At 32.9% G+C, this 22,565-nt stretch carries 19 protein-coding genes; 14 read left to right on the top strand and 5 right to left on the bottom strand.

What is annotated here, in order from left to right; all coding sequences use genetic code 11:
• The first annotated feature begins 33 nt into the window (after positions 1-33).
• The 12 genes from C4S75_RS03570 (at position 34) to C4S75_RS03625 (ending at position 16,307) form a co-directional block, all read left to right on the top strand.
• Positions 34-1,455 carry a sn-glycerol-1-phosphate dehydrogenase gene (locus C4S75_RS03570; RefSeq protein WP_105296956.1) on the top strand — a complete coding sequence of 474 codons (1,422 nt, stop codon included), beginning with the start codon at positions 34-36 and terminating at the stop codon, positions 1,453-1,455.
• A gap of 69 nt (positions 1,456-1,524) precedes the next feature.
• Complete coding sequence (locus C4S75_RS03575; protein ID WP_105296957.1) at positions 1,525-2,388, top strand: HAD-IIA family hydrolase; 864 nt, start codon at positions 1,525-1,527, stop codon at positions 2,386-2,388.
• Between the two features lie 4 nt (positions 2,389-2,392).
• Positions 2,393-3,103, top strand: coding sequence for an L-ribulose-5-phosphate 4-epimerase (locus tag C4S75_RS03580; protein WP_105296958.1), 711 nt, complete (start codon positions 2,393-2,395; stop codon positions 3,101-3,103).
• Between the two features lie 33 nt (positions 3,104-3,136).
• Positions 3,137-4,816 carry a ribulokinase gene (locus tag C4S75_RS03585; RefSeq protein WP_105296959.1) on the top strand — a complete coding sequence of 560 codons (1,680 nt, stop codon included), beginning with the start codon at positions 3,137-3,139 and terminating at the stop codon, positions 4,814-4,816.
• 79 nt (positions 4,817-4,895) lie between these two features.
• Positions 4,896-6,560, top strand: a complete 1,665-nt coding sequence (locus C4S75_RS03590; RefSeq protein WP_105296960.1) for a ribulokinase — start codon at positions 4,896-4,898, stop codon at positions 6,558-6,560.
• Positions 6,561-6,745: 185 nt separating this feature from the next.
• Complete coding sequence (locus C4S75_RS03595) at positions 6,746-8,773, top strand: transketolase (protein WP_105296961.1); 2,028 nt, start codon at positions 6,746-6,748, stop codon at positions 8,771-8,773.
• A 576-nt stretch (positions 8,774-9,349) separates the two neighbouring features.
• On the top strand, positions 9,350-9,550 hold the full coding sequence (locus C4S75_RS03600; protein ID WP_105296962.1) for a hypothetical protein: 201 nt from the start codon (positions 9,350-9,352) through the stop codon (positions 9,548-9,550).
• Between the two features lie 455 nt (positions 9,551-10,005).
• Positions 10,006-10,230 carry a hypothetical protein gene (locus tag C4S75_RS03605; RefSeq protein WP_105296963.1) on the top strand — a complete coding sequence of 75 codons (225 nt, stop codon included), beginning with the start codon at positions 10,006-10,008 and terminating at the stop codon, positions 10,228-10,230.
• A 509-nt stretch (positions 10,231-10,739) separates the two neighbouring features.
• On the top strand, positions 10,740-11,597 hold the full coding sequence (locus C4S75_RS03610; RefSeq protein ID WP_146105556.1) for a hypothetical protein: 858 nt from the start codon (positions 10,740-10,742) through the stop codon (positions 11,595-11,597).
• A gap of 26 nt (positions 11,598-11,623) precedes the next feature.
• Positions 11,624-12,769, top strand: coding sequence for a thiol-activated cytolysin family protein (locus tag C4S75_RS03615; RefSeq protein ID WP_105296965.1), 1,146 nt, complete (start codon positions 11,624-11,626; stop codon positions 12,767-12,769).
• Positions 12,770-13,362: 593 nt separating this feature from the next.
• Positions 13,363-15,036: an alkaline phosphatase PafA gene (gene pafA, locus C4S75_RS03620; RefSeq protein WP_105296966.1), complete on the top strand. Its 1,674-nt coding sequence runs from the start codon at positions 13,363-13,365 to the stop codon at positions 15,034-15,036.
• 80 nt (positions 15,037-15,116) lie between these two features.
• Entirely contained in the window at positions 15,117-16,307 is a 1,191-nt protein-coding gene (locus tag C4S75_RS03625) for an OprO/OprP family phosphate-selective porin (protein ID WP_105296967.1), read from the top strand.
• Between the two features lie 231 nt (positions 16,308-16,538).
• Here the strand turns inward: C4S75_RS03625 and C4S75_RS03630 are convergent, their stop codons facing one another.
• The 4 genes from C4S75_RS03630 to folE form a co-directional block, all read right to left on the bottom strand.
• On the bottom strand, positions 16,539-17,048 hold the full coding sequence (locus tag C4S75_RS03630) for a TlpA disulfide reductase family protein (protein ID WP_105296968.1): 510 nt from the start codon (positions 17,046-17,048) through the stop codon (positions 16,539-16,541).
• A gap of 67 nt (positions 17,049-17,115) precedes the next feature.
• Positions 17,116-17,478 (bottom strand): hypothetical protein, encoded by a 363-nt coding sequence (locus C4S75_RS03635; protein WP_105296969.1) that lies wholly within the window; start codon positions 17,476-17,478, stop codon positions 17,116-17,118.
• A gap of 17 nt (positions 17,479-17,495) precedes the next feature.
• A complete protein-coding gene (gene cysS, locus C4S75_RS03640; protein ID WP_105296970.1) occupies positions 17,496-18,974 on the bottom strand; it encodes a cysteine--tRNA ligase in 1,479 nt (492 codons plus the stop codon).
• Positions 18,975-18,976: 2 nt separating this feature from the next.
• Positions 18,977-19,645 carry a GTP cyclohydrolase I FolE gene (gene folE / locus C4S75_RS03645; protein ID WP_105296971.1) on the bottom strand — a complete coding sequence of 223 codons (669 nt, stop codon included), beginning with the start codon at positions 19,643-19,645 and terminating at the stop codon, positions 18,977-18,979.
• 337 nt (positions 19,646-19,982) lie between these two features.
• Between folE and C4S75_RS03655 the strand changes: the two genes are divergently transcribed.
• Both C4S75_RS03655 and miaA read left to right on the top strand, forming a co-directional pair.
• Entirely contained in the window at positions 19,983-20,294 is a 312-nt protein-coding gene (locus C4S75_RS03655) for a YkvA family protein (protein ID WP_105296972.1), read from the top strand.
• Positions 20,281-21,198 (top strand): tRNA (adenosine(37)-N6)-dimethylallyltransferase MiaA, encoded by a 918-nt coding sequence (miaA, locus tag C4S75_RS03660; RefSeq protein WP_255410575.1) that lies wholly within the window; start codon positions 20,281-20,283, stop codon positions 21,196-21,198. The genes C4S75_RS03655 and miaA overlap by 14 nt, the downstream gene beginning before the upstream one ends.
• A 102-nt stretch (positions 21,199-21,300) precedes the next feature.
• Here miaA and C4S75_RS03665 read toward each other — a convergent pair whose 3' ends face one another.
• Positions 21,301-22,458, bottom strand: a complete 1,158-nt coding sequence (locus tag C4S75_RS03665) for an iron-containing alcohol dehydrogenase (RefSeq protein ID WP_105296974.1) — start codon at positions 22,456-22,458, stop codon at positions 21,301-21,303.
• Positions 22,459-22,565: the final 107 nt, after the last annotated feature.

Genomic DNA, 22,565 nt, shown 5'->3' on the forward strand with positions numbered 1-22,565 from the left:
ATCAATCACAAACCACAAAAAATAAAAAATAAAATGTCTAAAGAAAGCATTAAATCAGCTTTAAAACAAGCTACTGAAACAAAGTTTCTGGAAATAGAATCCAATATCTTAAAGGATGTACCGCAAATATTTAAGGAACAATTTCCCGGAAAAAAAGCAATTATTATAGCAGATCCTAATACCTATAGAGTAGCAGGAAAAAAAGTTCATGAAGCATTACAAAAAGCCGGATTGGAAGGAGAAGAACCGTATATTTTAGATGATCCTAATTTATATGCAGATTATATATTTGTAGAGAAAATAAGAGATTATTTAAAAGATAAAGACGTAACACCTATTGCGGTTGGTTCAGGAGTTATAAACGATCTTACGAAACGAGCAAGTTCCGAACTAAAACGACCGTATATGTGTGTTGCTACTGCCGCATCCATGGATGGATATTCTTCGGCAGGAGCATCCATAACCAACAAAGGAGCAAAAATCACTCATGCCTGTGAAGCTCCCAAAGCCTTAGTAGCTGATATTGATATTATTGCTGCTGCTCCCCCTTTGATGACCGCTTCCGGATATGCAGATTTATATGCTAAAGTAGTATCCGGAGCAGATTGGATTTTAGCTGCAGAATTAGCCGACCCCAATCACCCCAAAAAAGGCATTGAACCTATGACAAGTGCATGGAATATAGTACAAGATGGACTGGCAGAGGCATTGCAAGATCCGGCAGGTGCAAAAAATGGGAATTCAAAAGCTATAGAATTATTAACAGAAGGATTAATGTTAGGCGGTTTCGCTATGCAATCCATGGAATCATGGGGCGCAGGGGTAAGCCGTCCGGCATCCGGTTCTGAACATCAATTCAGCCATCTGTGGGATATGGAGCATCACACCTTCAAAGGAGAAATGGCCAAAAAATTCGGTTTATATCCTAATCAAGATGAACAAGCCCCATCGCATGGATTTAAAGTAGGTATTGGCACATTGGCAATTACTGCTTTGTATGAAGTAATGTTAAAAGAATCTATAGAACGGCTTGACGTTGAAGCGGCAGTTGAAAAATGGCCGACCCTGGAAGCTCAATTAAAAGAGATAGATGAAATGTTTGCAGGGACTGAAATACATCCCTTTGCTGTGGCCCAAACTACAGATAAATACGTTACCAAAGAGGAATTAAGGGAACAATTAAATAAAATTAAAAAGAATTGGCCGCAATTAAAAGAAAAACTAAGAAATCAAGTTATACCTTTTGAGGAAACAAAAAAACGATTGGCAGCCGTAGGAGCACCTGTTGAACCTGAAGAAATCGGTATTACCAGAAAAAGACTCAAAGATAGTTTTTACAGAGCACATAAAATCCGAAGCAGATATACAATTTTAGATTTTGCTTACAGAGCAGGATATTTTGATCATTGGATTGAAGAATTATTCAGCGAAAAAGGAGCATTAAGAGGAAAATAAATTAAAAGGATATTCATGTAATAAGAAAAATTACATGCGTATCCTTTATATCTTTTAAATATAAATTGTATGAATAATTATATCACAGATATAAAAAAGACTTCAAATGTTCTTTTAGAAAAAGTAAAAAAGCTCAAACATGTGGCTTTAGATATGGATGGAACGATTTACAATGGCTCAACTTTATTTCCTTATACAGTAAGCTTTTTAAATCAACTTAAAAGATTAGGCATAAGCTATTCATTTCTTACCAATAATCCCTCTAAAAGTATTTCAGACTACCTGCAAAAATTAGAAGGATTAGGAATTGATGCTTCAGAAGAAGAAATGTACTCATCCGCAGTAGCAACCATAGATTATTTAAAAGCGAAACATCCACAAATCAAAAAATTATTCATATTGGGAACACCCAGTATGATCAAACAATTCAATAAGGCAGGATATATATCTACTGAAGACTCAGCACAAGATGAGCCCGATGCATTAATTGTTGCTTTTGATATGACTTTAAATTATGAAAGATTATGCAGAGCAGCTTGGTGGGCGAAACAAGGAAAAATTTATATAGCAACCAATCCCGATAAAGTTTGTCCGACCGACAAACCGGTTGTTTTAGTTGATTGTGCTTCCATATGTTCATCTATAGAAACCGCTACGGGAAGAAAACCGGATATAGTGTTGGGTAAACCACAAAAAGAAATGTTAGACGGCATATTGTCAGCGAAAAATTTAAAGCCGGATGAAGTGGCTATGGTAGGAGATCGCATTTACACAGATATGATGATGGCTCATAATGCAGGAGCTTTCGGAGTATTGGTACTAACCGGAGAAGCTACCCTGGAAGATGCAGAAAAAGCTGATCCTGAATTGGATATTGTCTTGCCGAGTATAGAGGTATTAGGCAACCTGATAGAATATTCACATATAAAATAAAGCTATGAAAAAATATGCTCAAATAAAAGAAGAAGCATTCGAAGGAAATAAATTATTACCCCAATTGAATTTAGTTTTATTTACTTGGGGTAATGTAAGTGTCGCAGATCACAATCAAGGAGTTTTTGCTATCAAACCCAGTGGAGTGCCCTATGAAAAGTTAAAGGTCGATGACATGGTGCTGGTTGATTTTGACGGTAAAGTGGTCGAAGGTAAACTAAGACCTTCATCAGACACACCCACCCATGCCGTTTTATACAAACATTGGAAAGACGTTAACTCAATTGTACACACGCACAGCACCTATGCTACCGCTTGGGCGCAATCTTTATTGGATATTCCCATATTCGGTACAACCCATGCAGATCATACCATTTCTGATATACCTTGTGCTCCGCCTATGAGTGATGAGATGATTCAAGGAGACTATGAATACCAAACAGGTTTCCAGATTCTCAATATTCTTAAAGAAAAAAAATTAAGTCATAAAGAGATGGAAATGGTATTGGTAGGAAGCCATGCGCCCTTCACTTGGGGTAAAACTGCTGAAAAAGCAGTTTACAACAGTGCGGTGTTAGAAAATGTAGCGAAAATGGCTTATTTAACAAGGCAAATAAATCCCCAAGCCCCAAGATTGAAAGAAGCATTGATCCATAAACATTACGAAAGAAAACATGGAGCGAATGCTTATTATGGACAAGAAAAAAACAAATAATTACTATAAACCAACTGAATAAACAAAAAAATGATGAGCATTTCAAACAATTTAGTAATCGGTGTTGATTACGGAACTGATTCAGCAAGAGCCATATTAATGGATGCTGAAACCGGCGAAGAATTAGCACTCTCAGTAAAAGAATATCCGAGATGGAAAAAAGGTATGTACTGCGATCCGGTGAATTACCAATTCAGGCACCATCCCTTAGACTATGTTGAAGTTTTAGAATATATAATTAATGAAGTAGTCAGTACAGTTCCGGTAGCAAAAGAAAGAGTTAAAGCATTAGCAATAGATGTTACCTGCTCTACTCCGGTAGTTGTAGATAAAGAAGGTACTCCCTTAGCTTTACGAGAAGACTTTTTAGATGATCCCAACGGGATGTTTATCTTATGGAAAGATCATACAGGAATAAAAGATTGCGAACATATCAACGAATTTTCCAAAAAATGGCATACCGATTATACCCGATATTCAGGTGGAGGTGGAAATTACTCTGCAGAGCATTTTTGGGCTAAAGCTCTTCACATATTCAGAAAAGATCCCAAAATAAAAGAAATCGGACATTCTTTTGTAGATGCCTGTGATTGGCTTTCCAATTTAATTATAGGGGTAAAAAAACCGGAAGACTTAAAAAGAAACATATGTACAGCCGGATTTAAAGTGTTGTGGAATAAAGAATGGGGAGGATATCCACCTAATGAATTTTTTAAAGAATTAGATCCCGTTTTAGATGGAATTGTAGACACCTTTTCAAAAAAAGTGTATACCTGTGTAGAAACGATAGGAAATTTATCAGAAGAATGGGCTAACCGATTAGGATTAACCACAGCAGTTAAAGTAGCTGCCGGAAACATAGATGCCCATGCAGGAGGAATTGGAGCAGGAGTAAAAAATAAAGCCATTGTTCAAATTATCGGGACATCCACATGCGATATTATTGTAGGACCTAAAAGTGAAAATAATCCGTTAATTCCGGGGATATCCGGTCAGGCAGATGATTCTATAATTCCCGGAATGGTAGGTTACGAAGCAGGACAATCCGTTTACGGGGATTATTATGCTTGGTTTAAAAGGGTTTTAATGTGGCCGTTGAGGGAAATATTTGCAAAAATCGAATATATAGATAAAGAAACCAAAGATAAAGTAATTCAGGAAGTTTATGATAAAATGATTCCTGAATTGGCCAGACAAGCAAAACTCATACCGGCAAAAGACAGCCATATTATAGCTACTGACTGGATTAATGGAAGAAGGACGCCCAATGTTGACTATGAATTGAAAGGGACTATCACAGGGTTGGCATTATCCAGCAGTACTCCTTTACTATATAAATCCATAGTAGAAGCAACCGCATACGGTTCAAGAGCTATTGTAGAACAATTTATAAACAATGGAATTGAAATTGAGGAAATTATCGCAGTAGGAGGAATTTCCCAAAAGTCTCCTTATGTTATGCAAATTTTATCAGATGTTCTAGGCAAGCCTATAAAAGTTATCGCAACCAGGGAAGCATGTGCCTTAGGAGTGGCGATGTGTGCAGCTGTAACCGCCGGAATTTATTCTAAATTGGAACATGCTCAAGAAAAAATGGGAATGGGAATTTCAACAATTTACTATCCTAACGAACAAAATCACCAACATTACAATGTTGAATATGAAAAATACAAACGGTTAGAAAAAGTAAAAGAGCTAACCGGAAAACCATAATATTTCGGAGACAGAGGATAGTATAAAAATAATTATCGCTGTCTCCAATCAAACAAAACTTCAAACTAAACCCAAAAAAATGCAATTATCCAATAATTTAGTAATAGGATTAGATTATGGTACAGATTCCGGAAGAGCAATTTTAATGGATGCAGAAACCGGAAAAGAATTAGCCTTATCAATCAAAGAATATCCAAGATGGAAAAAAGGATTATATTGTAATCCTGTAAAGACCCAATTTAGACAACACCCTTTAGATTATCTCGAAGTTCTCGAATATATCGTTAAAGACGTTTTATATAAAGTGCCGGGAGCAGCCGCTTGCGTGAAAGCCATCAGTACGGATATGACCGGTTCAACGCCGGTAGCGGTAAATAAAGAAGGAACCCCGTTGTCTTTGTTGCCTGAATTTGCCGAAAATCCTGATGCCATGTTTATTTTATGGAAAGATCACACAGGGCAAAAAGAAAATGAATATCTGAATGACTTTGCAAAAAAATGGCATATAGACTATACTAAGTCTGCCGGTTGTGGAGATTATTCCACAGAACACTTTTGGACCAAAGCATTACATATATTTAAGATACCCGAAATTAGACAAGCCGCCTATTCTTTCGTTGAGTCCAGTGATTGGTTGCCTGCCATACTTTGTGGGTTAACTAAGCCCGAAGAGATCAAAAGAGGAATGGGCATAGCCGGATCTCGGGTAATGTGGAACAAAGAATGGGGGGGATATCCTCCCAATGAATTCTTTAAATCACTGGATCCGTCTTTAGATGGCTTAGTAGATACATTTAACAAAGAAGCATATACTTGCGACCAAGTCGCGGGAACGATCACCAAAGAGTGGGCTAATAAATTAGGTCTTCCGGAACATGTACTTATTGCCGTTGGTAATTTAGATTGTCATGCAGGTGCAGTTGGTGCGGGGGTAAAAGATAAAGCTATGGTGGAGATAGTGGGGACTTCCACTTGTGCCATTACCGTAGGACCTAAGAGCTTAGGGAATAAATTAGTACCGGGAATTCCTCAACAAGCTGATGATATTATTCTTCCCGGTATGGTAGGATTTGAAGCAGGTCAATCGGCTTTTGGAGATTTATATGCCTGGTTTAAGAGATTGCTAATGTGGCCTTTAGATAACATAATGCTAAAATCGAATATCGGAGATCCGGAGACACGGCAAAGTTTAAGAGATGAGGTATACGCTGAAATGATTCCAAATTTGGCCAGACAAGCGAAAATCATACCTCCCAAAGACAGTCAGATTGTATCTACCGATTGGATTAATGGCAGAAGATCTCCTAATGTAGATTATGAATTAAAAGGAACGATAACAGGAATAGCTTTATCCAGTGTAGCTCCTTTAGTTTATAAATCCTTAGTGGAAGCAACTGCTTACGGAGCTAAAAATATTATTGACCGTTTTATTGACAACGGAATAAAACTTAAAGAAATTATTGCCGTTGGGGGAATATCTCAAAAATCACCATACGTAATGCAAGTCATGTCGGATGTTATTGGAATGCCTATTAAAGTTATTGCAACCCGTGAGGCGTGCGCTTTGGGAGTTGCCATGTGTGCTGCTGTAGTTGCGGGAGTATATAAAGATTTACCCGAAGCGCAGAGCAAAATGGGAATGGAAATTTCAAATATCTATTATCCTAACCAAGAATATAATAAACATTATAATCAGGAATTTAATAAATATTTGAGTTTAGAAAATATCAAAGAGATCATATAAATTAGTTTTCAAGGGTATTGGAGGATCTGTCTTTATGATCAGATAGAGGCAGAACTCGCCCTTTTAAAAATTATATAAAAGAATAATAATAATTCAATAATCAAATTTTTCACAATATTGCTCTGAATAATTGAAGTAAGTGCAATTAAAGCGTAAATTTGAAATCCAAAATTTTATAAAGTACAATGACTGATATTAAAACATTAAATAGAGCAGCAGACAATATTAGAATATTAGCTGCATCAATGGTAGAAAAAGCAAAATCAGGCCATCCTGGAGGAGCCATGGGGGGTGCTGATTTCATTAATATATTATATTCGGAGTTTTTGGAATATGATCCCAAAAATCCGAGATGGGAAGGAAGGGACCGATTTTTTATGGATCCGGGACATATGTCGCCCATGTTATATTCAGTTTTGGCATTGGCCGGAAAATACTCGATGGATGACCTTAAGAACTTTCGTCAATGGGGAAGTGTTACTCCGGGACATCCTGAGTTAGATGTTGAAAGAGGTATTGAAAATACTTCCGGACCTTTAGGACAAGGTCATGCTTATGCCGTGGGAGCGGCAATAGCTGCAAAGTTTTTGAAAGCTCGATTAGGAAATTTAATGAATCAAACCATCTATGCCTTTATTTCAGACGGAGGGATTCAAGAAGAAGTTTCACAAGGGGCAGGAAGAATAGCCGGACATTTAGGGTTGGATAATCTGATTATGTTTTATGATTCCAACGGAATACAACTTTCTACTCAAGTAAAAGAAGTTAATCAAGAAAATGTAGCTGCAAAATATGAAGCCTGGGGTTGGAAAGTAATTACTATAAAAGGAAATGATGCTTCAGAAATACGTAAAGCCTTACATGAAGCAAAAGCAGTTAACGACAGGCCTACTCTTATCATAGGAAATACTATCATGGGAAAAGGAGCCGTGGATGCCAATGGGCAATCCTTTGAAAATAAAGTATCTACACACGGTCAACCATTAGGGGAAGCCGGAGGTAGTTTGCCAAAAACCATTGAAAATTTAGGAGGTGATCCGAATAACCCATTTATTATTTTTCCTGAAGTTCAGGCATTATATGCAAATAGAGCCAAAGAATTAGAAGAAATAGTAAAAAATAAAAAAGAAATAAAAGAACAATGGGTAAAAGAAAATCCTGAATTGGCCAAAAAAATGGAAAAATGGTTTTCGGGTGCTGCACCAAATATCAACTGGTCTGAAATTACGCAAAAACCTAATGCGGCTACAAGAGCAGCATCTTCAACGGTGTTGGAAACTTTAGCTAAACAAGTTGACAACATGATTGTATCTTCTGCAGACTTGTCAAATTCAGATAAAACGGATGGCTTCTTAAAGCATACCCGTCCATTTACTAAAAACGATTTTTCAGGTGCATTTTTACAAGCAGGGGTAGCTGAATTTACTATGGCTTGTTTATGCGTGGGAATGAGTCTTCATGGAGGAGTAATTCCTGCGTGTGCCACCTTTTTCGTTTTTTCTGATTATATGAAACCTGTAGTTAGGGTTGCCGCATTAATGGAACAGCCGGTTAAATTCATTTGGACGCACGATGCTTTCAGAGTGGGAGAGGATGGGCCCACTCATGAACCTGTGGAGCAAGAAGCACAAATACGTTTGATGGAAAAATTGCAAAACCATAAAGGTAAAAATTCCATGTTAGTCTTAAGACCGGCAGATGTTCAGGAAACAACTGTTTCTTGGAAATTAGCAATGGAAAATACACATACTCCAACAGCTTTGATTTTGTCTAGACAAAACATTAAGGATTTACCGACTAAACAAGATCGATTTAATGAATCCTTACAAACTTCTAAAGGAGCTTACATAGTACAGGAAGATGAGGGGTATGAAATAATTTTGCTGGCTTCCGGTTCAGAAGTTTCCACTCTGGTGGAAGGGGCTGAATTACTAAAAAAAGACGGTATAAAAACAAGAGTTGTATCCGTACCATCAGAGGGATTATTCAGATCACAACCTAAAGACTATCAAGAGTTGGTTTTACCTAAAAATAAAAAGAAATTCGGATTAACTGCGGGGCTTCCCGTTACTCTTGAAGGATTGGTTGGAGAAAATGGAAAAATCTGGGGAATGAATTCATTTGGATATTCTGCTCCGGCTGCTGTTTTAGATCAAAAATTAGGTTTTACCCCTGAAAATGTATATAAACAGATAAAAGAAATTTTGGGTTAATTAGGTTATTAAGTACCTATGTTGTAATCATACTAACTCTATGAATTCAAGAAAGGAGAATTAATATTTTAATTCTCCTTTTTTTTATATAAAAAAATCAGAGTAATTTATGTAAACAGGTTAAATATTAGGGTTTATGTGTGATAATAGAACAAAATAAATTAAAATATATATTATATAAAATAATTATATTCTTTTTTACGTTATTTTAATTATATTGATTATCTTAATATGATAAGACATACATTAGGTGCTTATTATTGTTTATATAAATTTTAGTTATGATTTAAATGTGGATATTTTTAATCAAGACACCAGGTATTAATTAAAAAAAGTAATTTTAACAAATAATCTAAAATTATAAAAAATGAATCTTATAAAGTGTGTATTATCCGGTATTCTTTCCGGATTTATGCTTAGTAGAATTTTTTAATCATGTAGCAGCGACGATATTGCTGATTCTAATATTAATTTTTTTGTTCCGTACGATTTCTAAACGAGTCAGATAAGGGGATATCTGTAAAGCCTAACAGGTGAAACAGATATCGATGAAAAACGATGTTCCACGTAAGGAAAATGAAATTAATTTTAGGAGATGAGTTTTCAAAAGCGGATTTAATGAAAGGAACAATAATTGAAAAAGCGATTTTATATCCCGGATCTTTATTAAGAGGAGAGTCATTTGTTAACGGAAACTATGATCCATTAATCCTAACGAATTCTTTTAATGCGGTTATTATTATATCTTACGATCAATGGGGTCAAAGTAAGTATTAAAAAAGATGCTTTACCTATGTTAACGGAAACTATGATCCATTAATCCTAACGAATTCTTTTAATGCGGTTATTATTATATCTTACGATCAATGGGGTCAAAGTAAGTATTAAAAAAGATGCTTTACCTAAGGAAAGTGAAGTTTCACAAGCTCTAACCTAAGTAAAAACTTGTAATTCCGGTTATTTTTCTGAGAAATATATTCCGGCTAATTATACGTAAAATAGTGAGAGAGTTACTACGGTTGATAGTTTTAAGAAAATTATCAATTTACATGTAAAATCTAATTTTTCATCCCTTGTAAATTCCACTTTTGATTACGATTATAATAATTCCGTTTTAAAAGCATCCAGCTATTTTTTGGTAAAAACTAAGACAAACAGTTTATTCAGCGGGTATAGATCTTGTTAATTGGACGAATTAGGTAGAAGGTAATATAAAAGCATAGGAAATTGGTTTGTATAAACCGGTATATATCAGCAATATAGATTATGGTAGGGTATCTTATTTATTAATTGAAACAAATAAGTCAGCGAAGGATGCCGGTAAAATGGTAAAAGGTGCGGTTGATTACAAGATAGGAAAATTAACATCAGGAGAGAATTATTTAAAGAATGAAGAATTGAAAAAACTGTTTAATACAAAAAAAAATGAATGTCTCCGTGTTAGGTGGGCCTTCTAATTGAGTTATTTCCTATGACGAATTTATTAATTATATGAATTTATATGGAAAAGATGTCATCATTTCCTCTTCTGCACCAATTTCATATATTTTTCGTCGTTTGAAAGACAATACAAAGGTCGAAATCGTGAATAATTACGAAGAAGTCAGAAAAGAACTCCAACAATTATGCACCAAGTTTAAATTTTAGCTTCAATACTTTTCGTGGTATTGAGGCTAAATGTTTTAATAAGGAGTATTTATTTTGTTATAAGGTAAATATTCGTATTATCATCCAACTATGATTCTTGCCTTGATATTTTATGGTTTGGAAGTGTTTCCACATGTTTAATGCGAAATTAAAATTCTCTTTTTTATATAAATTATTATATAACAAAATATTTAATATATATTGATTTATCTAGTATTTGTTGCGTTAATAGAACAAAACAAAATAAATTTTAGTTAATTGTAAAATAATTTATTAAAATCTACGTTAATACAGTATTAATTAAAAATAAAAACTAGCTATGAAAAAATTAATGCTTTTGTTTTTGCTAATGGTTGTTATATATTCCTGCAGCGATTCTGATACTAATGATTTAAATCTTAATACAGATCAAAACCTAATTGAAAATCCAACATTTTCAATAAAATTTGTCAAAGCTTCCAATGGATCAACCATGAATAATCTTCAGGTAGGAGATTCTCTTGTATTAACTTATAAAATTACTGGTGCCACTATTAAACCGGATGAAGCATTTACTATCATGCCTCAACCAGGAGGTCCTATTTCTCATCAAATGTTAGGAGAAGATTATGATCTATATTTTAAAAATAAAAAGGTCGATAATATTTATACAGTTGAAAACGAAGGTAAATTTACTCTATATATTAAAAAAGCAGGTAATTTTAGTCATACCTATTGTGCTTTTATTGTAAATGCTAAAAATAATGAAATTCCTAAAAAATTGATATCGAAGAGTGAACTATTTTTTAACTCTGTGAGAATTGTTGCATATAATTATGAAATCAGGCTTAGGAAATCGTCTACTTGGCATCATTCTTTAAATGGTGTATTTCATAAACTTTATATAGATACAGGAAATGAAGAATATGATAAATATCTTGAGAATTTAAGCTATAACGTATATTATAATTCGCGAAGTTTCGAACAATCAAATTTTCGTAATAAAGAGAACAGAGATTTTTATGATGTTCAAAAAGTTGAAGGAGGAAAAAGAGCATACATAATAAATACTATTGATAAAATTATTTTCAAAAAAGATGTAAATGGGATAATAACCAATATCGAATACAAAAATATTCCTGTAGTATCCTATGGAAGGAAAGATGATTGGGGAACAGAAGGAAATAATAATCTTTAATAATAATAATCTAAAACTATACAGAAATGACTTTTAAAAAAAATTTAGTATCCGTTCTGATTTTAGGATTTATCCTTGGTAGTGTGTTTAACTCTTGTAGTAGCGACGATGATGCGGTTTCCGGTAGTAGGGGATTGCGTGAAGTGAAATTTCATTCCGAACCGGATATGGAAATATCTACAAAATTTACAGGGAATACAAGTATAGATGCTGATGGTGTTCCCCGTAAAGAATACGAAATCGTTACGCGTCGTTACAACGAATTTTCGGTTGCAGATCTCATGAGTGAAGCAAATATTGAAAAAACAATTTTATATCCGGGAAGCATACTTAGAGGAGAATCTTTTTTAAACGGAAAGTATGATCCGGTAGTTCTTCATAATCCATTTAATCCGGTTACCTTGTTTCTTACTATACAAGGAGTTAATGTTAATGTTAAAAAAGATGTTGTTCCTAAAGGAAGTGAAGTTTTTCAAGCATTATCGGATTTGAAATTAAATAATACAGGTTATTTCCCAGAAGAATATATTCCTGCAAATTATACGTATGAAAGTGAGCGTGTTACAACAGAAGAGAGTTTCAAAAAAACAATAAATCTGCATATAAAAGCAAATTTTGCCGGTATAGCAAATTCTTCTTTTGACTATGATTATAATAAATCAAATGTGAAATCATCAAGCTATATTTTGGTTAAGTTAAGACAAACCGTATATTCTGCAGGTATAGATCCGGTGCACTGGTCAAACTGGGTACAAGGAGATATTAGTCTTTTAGATAGCGGTCCTTACGAACCGGTATATATTAGCAGTATAGATTATGGTCGAGTAGCCTATTTGCTGATTGAAACTAAAAAGTCTTCACAAGAAACCAGTAATATGGTTAAAGGAGCTGTAGACTTTAAAATTGGTAGAATTTCAGTTGGCGGAAATTATCAAAAGAATGAGGAATTTAAAAAGTTGTTTAATTCCAATAAAATAAAAGTTTCAGTATTGGGAGGTCCATCCGAAATTGTAACCAACTATGATCAATTCATGGATTATATGAATTTATTAGGAAAAAAAGCTCTTGTAGCCTCATCTGCACCTATTTCATACACCATCCGACGTTTAAAAGACAATACTCAAGTGGATATTGTTAATACATATGAAGAGGTTAAAAAAGAATACAGATAAAATAATTTATTAGCATTTAAATTTAGCTTCAATAATGTTTAGAGTATTGAAGCTAAATTTTTTTTAAAAAAAAGCATTTTATTAAATTGAAAGCATATTGGCCTATTGAAAAATTTTCTTCATTTTTCTTTAATCAATTTAATCTATTGATAATTATATAACTAAAAAAACATATTGCTTAAAAGATACAACATAGATAAACCTTTATTTTTAACATCTTTTCCGATAAATTATATAATTTAAAAACCTTTATTAAATTTATAGCTTAAATCATTTTAATTGAATTGAAATTCATATAAAAGAAATTTTATTGAAATTAATTTTATTATTAATTTAATTGGTAAATTTTTTTATATTTGAAAACAAGATATAAATAATAAATATGATTAGGATTTATTACGATAATTTCTAAAAATTGATTCAATTTGTAGACTTAATTATATTAAATTCATGATAATCTATGTTTCTTTAATTTAAATAATAACAAACTTGATAAAATATTGAATTTAAAGCTACAATTTCTATAAAATAAATACATAATACATATAAAATTATCTTTATTTTGTAACCAATTTTTTGAACTATATACACATATGAAAATAAAAAAAATTACTCTCACATTGCTTACTTTGATGATCCTATATGGATCATTAGAAGCTCAAAATAGAACACAGGTAGAAAGGCCCAAGTTAGTAGTTGGTATCATTGTAGACCAAATGCGATGGGACTACCTATATCGATTGTATGACAGATATGGAAATGCAGGTTTTAAAAGACTCTTAAATGAAGGATTTTCATTTGAGAATTGCATGGTAAATTATGTTCCTTCATTTACAGCCATAGGACACAGTACGGTTTATACAGGATCAGTTCCTTCCATACATGGAATTGCAGGAAATGATTATATAGAGCAAAACACCGGCAGGAGCATTTATTGCACAGAAGACTCCAAAGTAAAAGGGGTAGGATTGGATGACCCGGAAAACAAAGTAGGGAAAATGTCTCCGTATAATTTAAAAGTATCAACAGTTACCGACCAGCTTAAATATGCTACCAATTCAAGATCAAAAGTAATAGGTATTTCTTTAAAAGACAGAGGAAGTATATTACCAGCAGGACATGCAGCAGATGCTGCCTATTGGTTTGATGCAAAAAGCGGAAGATGGATAACCAGTACCTACTATATGAAAGAATTACCGAAATGGTTAAAAGAATATAATTCTAAAAATATGCCGGAAAAATATTTAAGTAAAGATTGGAATCCAACGTATCCCATTTCAACTTACATACAAAGTCCGGATATCAAAATGCTGGGTAAATATGAAGTAGGATTTAAAGGATATGAAACTCCTTCCTTTCCAATGAAAACTTCCCAAATGATGAAAACATTAGGTGTAAGCTTGATTCAATACACACCCTATGGAAACACAACCACGACAGATATAGCCAAGTTGGCGATTGATCATGAGAATTTGGGAAATAACAAAACAGGAGATACCGATTTTTTAGCCATAAGTTATTCATCTCCCGATAAAATGGCTCACCATTATTCAATCAATTCTATATTAACAGAGGATTCTTACATAAAACTGGATCAAGAATTAGCAGATTTATTTAATCATTTAGACAGTAAAGTTGGAAAAGGAAATTACCTGGTTTTTCTAAGTGCCGATCATGCAGGAATACCTAATGCAAATTTTATGAATGACAATAAAATGGCCGGTGCAATTCGAAGATTAACTCCCTACGAAAAGAAAATTAATGATTATTTGAAATCAAAATACGGAAGAGATGATTTAGTTAGAAGCTTTAATAACTATCAAGTAAATTTCAACTATACTGCAATCAAACAAGCCTCAATAAATTTAGAAGATCTTAAACAAACCTGTATTGATTATCTTCAAACTCTGGAAGGGGTCTTATATGCCGTTGATATGAAAAAAGCATCCATAGCAACAGTTCCTCAATATATTAAAGAAAAAATCATTAACGGGTATAACAGAGAATATTCCGGAGAAATACAAATTATTTTAGACGGAGGATCTTATGATTTTGAATACTATGACCCATCCAAAGGAGGTACGCATGGTACTTGGGGACCGGATGATGCGCACATACCTTTTATTTTAATGGGCTGGAAAATTCCTCACGGAAGCACTACAGAAGAAGTTTATATGACAGATATTGCTCCTACCATATCTGCATTATTAAAAATACAAATGCCTAACGGTGCCATAGGTAAACCCGTTGATTACATAATGAAGTAATATTAATTAAGTTTATTTCCTCTGAATTAATTAAACAATCTAAAAATGTTCAGAGGAAATATTTTGAAGTTCTTGCAATTATGAATAAAAAAAATTTAATTGGTCTGTTATTTCTGATCTTTCTTGTTAATTCTGTTAAAGCTCAAACACTCGAAATAAAAACAGGTACGAATACTGAGGACAATGTAAAAATAACCATGGGAGGTCGAATAGCTTTTGACGGAGCTGTTTATTTTGATGATAAAACTCCATTGGGTAACGGAATGACTATATCTGATGTGCGATTAACCTCCAAAATGCGATATAAAAAATGGGATGCAAAAATAGATTTTGGTTTTTCCGATAAAAAAGTAAATACCAAAGACATCCATTTGATTTATAATATAAATGAAAATTCCTGGGTTAAGTTGGGATATGCCGGAGAGCAACTCGGGTTGGAAAACTGGGAAAGTTCTGCATGGCTTAAATTTATGACGGCAGCAGCTAGTTCACAAGTTTTTGGTTCGGGTCGACAGCTGGGTTTTACCTATGTAAAATGGAATAAAAGAATATATTATAGCGGTGGCTTTTATACAGATAGCGATGCAATAACCAACAGCAAAGAAGGAAATCAAGGATATGCTTTTGTAGGTAAATTTTCGGTTGATCCTGTCAGTACTAAAGATAAATTAGTTCATATAGGAATATCCGGAGAATATAGAAATGGTAATCGAGATGGTTTGGATGATAATAAAAAAACCAAACGGATTATGAGTTACTCCGGAAATTTAAATACAAATGTTGAAAAAAAGAAACCCTTAGACATAACTATCACTAACGTTAAAGATCAGTACAGATGGGTGACGGAATTATTAGCGACTGCCGGACCTGCTTTTTTGCAAGGCGAATATTATTCGATTCATATCAATAGAAAAGCAAATAATCATTCGTATAACGCCGATGGTTTTTATGTGCAATCGGGTTTTTTAATACTCGGAGACAAAACCTATAAATATAATTTAGGGGACAGACGATTGAAAAAACCGGGAGATCATACTTTGGAAATGGCTATTAGATATGATTATACAGATCTTAATGACGGGATCTATAATACGGAAATTTTAAAAGGGGGGAGAATGAGTGATTTATCATTAGCAGTAAATTACTATCTAAATAAATACATAGGTTTTAAAGTTAATTATTCCTACATTAATTTAGGACCTTATAACAATTATGGAACCAATAAAGAAAACATTAACTTAATTCAGGGAAGGGTTATGGTTGTGTTTTAAAAGTTTCCTAAAAACTATCAAATGATACTTTGATTGGAATTTATTAATGGTAAAATCATAGCCTTGAAGGTTTCCAATATATTTAAAATTAGTTGAAACAATTCAATCCATAAATATATATTTTTTTAGATAAAATAGTATCAGTATAAAATAAAGTATAAAGCTAACTAGTAAATACCACAAAAAAAGCAATTACTATCATAATGAGAATGAATTAAGCTTTATCCAACTTTATAAGTTGGAAATAATTATAGATTCTAAATCTTTTTCATTAAGTAATTGCTCTTTAAATAAAACCTTACTTCCATTTTTATAAAAAACGGTTGCAGGTATACTTCCTTCCCATAGTGGATCAATAGCAGGAATCCATTGATCCATATTTTCGAGATCATTTAGAAGATAAACTTCGGTTGAAATGGAATATTTACGTATAAACTTTTTAACAAATTCAATATTTTTAACAGGATTTAAATTTATTAAGATCATTTTATAACCGACGTTATCCTTAAACCTTTCATTTACTTTCATAAAGGAAGGGATTTCAACAACGCAAGGCATACACCATGTAGCCCAAAAGTTAACGACTAAAAATTTATCATTCTCTTTCTCAATAATATTTTTAAAATCTGAAAAAGTGATTACTTTAATATCCTTGATTACATCTGTCGAGGTCTTAGGCTGAGCTTTACCAATAATCGTAAATACTAGTAAAAATAAGCAGATATATATTTTTTTTATCATAAATTTATTAGAAAAGACGTAACATATCCTTTACAAATTTAATTATATCTGCACTTCAGTACGTTACTTATTTATTCATTTCATCATATTGAGATTCATGAATAGGAAGAGACATGGGATTAGTTTCATCATAATAAATAGACAAAGAATCACCCACCTTACTTTTATCTTCAGGCATTTTCTTTATAATGGTTGAATGTAAATTACCTTTGTCATCTCTGTAAACGATATTCCAAACATTAATTTTTTCGTTAGCAATGGATACACCGCTTTGTTCTCCGGTAATTTCTGCCTTAGCTTTTTTTGAAGCAGCAACATTCATTACATTTTCAGGTGCAATAATAGTTGCCGATTCCTTTTTGTTTAATTTTGAACAGCTGTAACAAGCTAACAGAATTAAAATAATAGTAAAATAACTGATTTTTTTCATTTTTTGTGATCATTTAATTATTCAATTTCAAAAGTTGTTCCTTCTTTTCCATCTTTAAGATTAATACCGGCTTCCGACAAACGATTACGAATCTCGTCAGAAAGAGCCCAGTCCTTCTCAAGTCTTGCTTTATTTCTTAAATCAATAAGAACTTTCATGGCTTGATCCAGTTTACCGGTATCTTTCATAGTATCAGATAAAAGTTCCAATCCTAGAATATCATAGAAGAAAACATGAATAGCAGTATTTAACTTTTTTAAATCAGTAGCAGTTAGTGTTTCTTTTTTTAAATCTAAATTATTTATAAGTTTAACTATATCAAATAAATGTGAAATTAATACCGGAGTATTAAAATCATCGTTTAATGCTTCATAACAAGTATCAATCCATTCCTGAATGTTATAACTTGAAGTTTCAGAAGCAGCAATATATGGGAGTTTTTCAATCGCGGAAGTTAAGCGGAAATATCCTTTTTCGGCAGCAATAATAGCATCGTTGGATAAATCTAAGACACTTCTATAATGAGCTTGTAAAAAGAAAAAACGAACAATGATCGGATGAAAAGGTTTTTCAATAAAACTATTTTCACCGCTAAATAATTCTTCAGGTAAAATGGTATTGCCCGTAGATTTACTCATTTTTTGTCCGTTTAAAGTAAGCATATTCGTATGAACCCAATAATTTACGGGTTCTTCACCAAAGGATCCTTTAGCTTGTGCAATTTCACATTCATGATGCGGAAATTTAAGATCCATACCCCCACCATGAATATCAAACTTTTTACCTAAATATTTGGTACTCATTGCTGTACACTCCAAATGCCAACCCGGAAATCCGTTTCCCCAAGGAGAAGGCCATCTCATGATATGTTCAGGAGATGCATTTTTCCACAATGCAAAATCTTGAGGATTCCTTTTTTCTCCTTGTCCGTCTAAATCACGAGTATTGGCAATCATATCTTCTATTTTTCTGCCGCTTAATTCACCGTAATTGCCACCTTCTAAATCAAATTTATTTACATCGAAATAAACAGAGCCGTTAACTTCATAAGCCAAACCTTTATGCAATAGTTTCTTAATTAGCTCTATTTGCTCTACAATATGGCCGGTAGCTGTAGGCTCGATATCGGGAGGGAGCATATTAAATTGATCTAAGACCTTGTGAAAATTAAGGGAATATTTTTGTACGACTTCCATGGGCTCTATTCTTTCCAGGCGAGCCCGCGTTGAAATTTTATCCTCAGAATTGTCATCGGTAAGATGCCCGGCATCGGTAATATTACGAACATATCTTACTTTATATCCTAAATGACGCAAGTATCTGTTAATAACATCAAAAGATAAAAAAGTTCGACAATTACCCAAATGCACTTTGTTATATACTGTTGGACCGCACACATACATTCCTACAAAACCTTCATGCAAAGGGGTAAATACTTCTTTTTTACCGTGTAAAGAATTATATAATTTTATTTGATTGTTCAGATAGCTGCGCATATTTAAATTTTGAAATGGGAGTCAATACCAATATAATGTAAAAATTCTTTTCTTGTTGTAGGATTGTTTAAAAACAAGCCACTTAATTCAGCAGTAACCGTGCTGCTTTCCGTATCTTGTATGCCTCTCGAATTAACACATAAATGTTTAGCATCAATCACACAAGCCACATCATTAGTATTTAATACTTCTTTTATAGCTTCAACAATTTGTCTGGTAAGCCGTTCTTGAACCTGAGGCCTTCTGGAATAATAATTTACGATTCGGTTAATTTTAGACAGTCCGATAACTTTTCCATTTGAAAAGTAAGCAACGTGTGCCCTTCCGATTATAGGCAGAAAGTGATGTTCACAAGTTGAATAAACCGTAATATCTTTTTCAATCAGCATTTGACGATACTTGTAATTATTTTTGAAAGTAGATACTTCCGGTTTATTTTCGGGAAGAAGTCCTCCAAAAATCTCATTTACATACATTTTAGCAACCCGTTTAGGAGTATCTTTTAAACTATCGTCATTCAAATCTAATCCAAGAATATGCATAATTTTAGTAAAATGCTCTTGAATCGCTTTTTGTTTTTCTTCAGGAGATAAAACAAAGGCATCCGATCGAATAGGAGTATATTCTGTATGTGTGAAATGGTCTAGTTCTTCGTCTTCTTTATTAAACATAATAAAAAACATCTAAATTTCTACAAAAATAAGTTTTTTTAGTTGAAAACCATTACAATATTCAAAAGCAAATAATCAATTATAAAAGAATATTTTAAAATAAAATTGTATCTTCGCATAGAATTAATCTAAATAGTTAACTAGGTGTGAATATTTATCTTCAATATGCGTTTATAGCCTTAACTTTACTAGTAGCTGTCTGGTATTTGATTAAATTATTTAGGGAAACTTTTTTTTCCAAAAAGAAAAAATGCGGAGGAGGTGTCAATTGCAAATGCGGCAGAGAGTAATATTTGGAATAAAAATTGAAATTAGCTAATTAATCAAGTATTAAAAAATGAAAGTAAAACGTTTGGTAGGTGCAGTATCTAAAGATAAATCATTTATTTCCAAAATTCCTGTTTTATTTAGAATGTTAAGGGCTTCACTAAAGGGGCAATATAAACCGGGAATTAAAAATCTTTTTATTTTCACCTTTTTAATTATTTATGTTTTATCTCCCATTGACCTTATACCAGACTTTTTAGTAGGCATAGGTTTTCTTGATGATTTAACTATTGCCTTTTTTGCATTTTCCAAATTATTCAAAGAAGTTGATAAGTATGTAGCATGGGAAAAGCAAAAACATAATACTATTGTCATTGAATAAAAATCCGAAAATTTTATGGTCTATAGTAGGGCCTACAGGAATAGGAAAGACGGCTTTATCTATTGAACTGGCTAAAAATTTAAAAACTGAAATAATATCCTGTGACAGCAGACAATTCTATAAAGAATTAAAGATAGGAACTGCTGCTCCTTCATCGGAAGAATTATCTTTAGTTCCTCATCATTTTATAGGAAATTTAAGTATTGCTCAAGATTATTCAGTAGGCGATTTTGAAAAAGACGCTTTAAAAAAGATAAACGAGCTTTTTAATAAATATGATCAACTCATTATGGTAGGAGGGTCCGGTCTATATGAAAAAGCGGTTAATGAAGGTTTAGATAATTTTCCCGATATAGATACTAAAGTCAGAGAAGATTTAATGGTTGAAATACAAGAAAAGGGACTATCCTATTTGCAAGAAGAACTAAAAAAGAACGATCCCGAATATTATTCTCAAGTGGATTATAATAATCCGCAGCGAGTAATGAGGGCGTTGGAAATTTTTAGAGGAACCGGAAAACCTTACAGTTCATTTAGAAAAAATCTGGTAGAAAAAAGAAATTTTACATCCGTAAAAATCGGTTTAACAGCATCTCGTGATCTTATTTACGATAGGATAAATAAACGAGTGGACTTAATGATGGAAAAAGGATTATTAGAAGAAGTTATTTCTTTGCAACCATATAGACATAAAAACGCGTTACAGACCGTTGGGTATAAAGAACTTTTTGACTATCTCGATGGAAATTCTTCCTTAGAATTTGCCATAGATGAAATTAAAAAGAATTCACGCAGATATGCTAAAAGACAATTAACTTGGTATAGGAGAGATGAGTCAGTTAAATGGTTCGATTATCAGAGCACTAAGGAGATTGTAGATTTTGTTACGAAAAGGATTAGGTAATAATCATACGCTATCAAGTTTATAATAAATCAATTTTTAAACAATAAAAAATCAGGATAATTTACTATCCTGATTTATAAGACGGAATTCTAAAATAATTTTCTATTTTCTTAATTCTAATATTTTCTTAACCTCTTGGGATTTAATATTTTGATGTTCACCCAATTGCCAACCTCTTTTTTCCATTCGTTCAGAAATTCGGTTTATTGCTTCTTCTCCTAAATTATAATCTGAAAGTCTGGTTTTACAGTTCATGCTATGGAAAAAAGATTCAACTGCACTAATAGTATCTTTGATCAATTCATCTATAGAATCGGCTTGTAAAGAAAAAACCTCTCTTCCCAATCGAAGGATTTTATCTTTTTTCTCTTCTTTTAAAACTTCCATTACTCCGGGTAAAACAATTGCCAATGTTTGTGCATGATCTATTTCGTAGAAAGCGGTTAATTCATGTCCTATCATATGAGTAGACCAATCCTGAGGTACACCGCAGGCAATCCAGCCATTTAAAGCCCAAGTTGAAGCCCACATCAGATTAGCTCTAACATCATAATTTTTAGGATCTTTTAAAGCTTTAGGTCCTTCAATGATTAAGGTCTTTAGAATGGATTCAGACATGAAATCTTGTAATAAACCATTTACAGGATATGTTAGATATTGTTCAATAATATGCACAAAGGCATCGATAACCCCATTACTGGTTTGAACCGGAGGTAAACTATAGGTTACACTTGGATCTAATACAGAAAATTTTGGATAGACCATTGGTGAACTGAAAGATAATTTTTCTTGGGTTTCATTTTTTGTAATGACAGAATAGGTATTCATTTCAGATCCGGTGGCAGAAATAGTCAAAATAGTACCAAAAGGAAGTGCTTTTTTTATAACCACAGTAGGATCTGCAAGAATTCGCCAAGGATCTCCCTCATCGAAACAAGCTGCTGCAACAATAAATTTGGTTGCATCAATAACCGAACCGCCTCCCACAGCTAATACATATTCAATATTTTTCTGTTTAATAAATTCAACGGCACGCATACAAGTTTCATAGTGAGGATTCGGTTCAATGCCTGAAAATTCATACCATTGGTACCCTTTTAATGCATTAGTTACTTGTTCATATACACCATTTTTTTTGATGCTCCCTCCACCATAGATGACTAATATGTTAGTTTGTAAAGGTATTTCTTTGGTAATTTCGGAAATCATACCTTTTCCGAATAAAATTTTTACAGGATTTACAAAGGCAAAATTATTCATTATTTGATTTTTTAATAGGTTTAATTATGCTTTTTATCCCTCAAAATTTGAACCAAAACCGGATAAAAATAAAAAAGGTTACGTTTATAGTAACCTTTTTATATAGA

The organism is Apibacter sp. wkB309 (assembly GCF_002964915.1).
Classification (GTDB): domain Bacteria; phylum Bacteroidota; class Bacteroidia; order Flavobacteriales; family Weeksellaceae; genus Apibacter.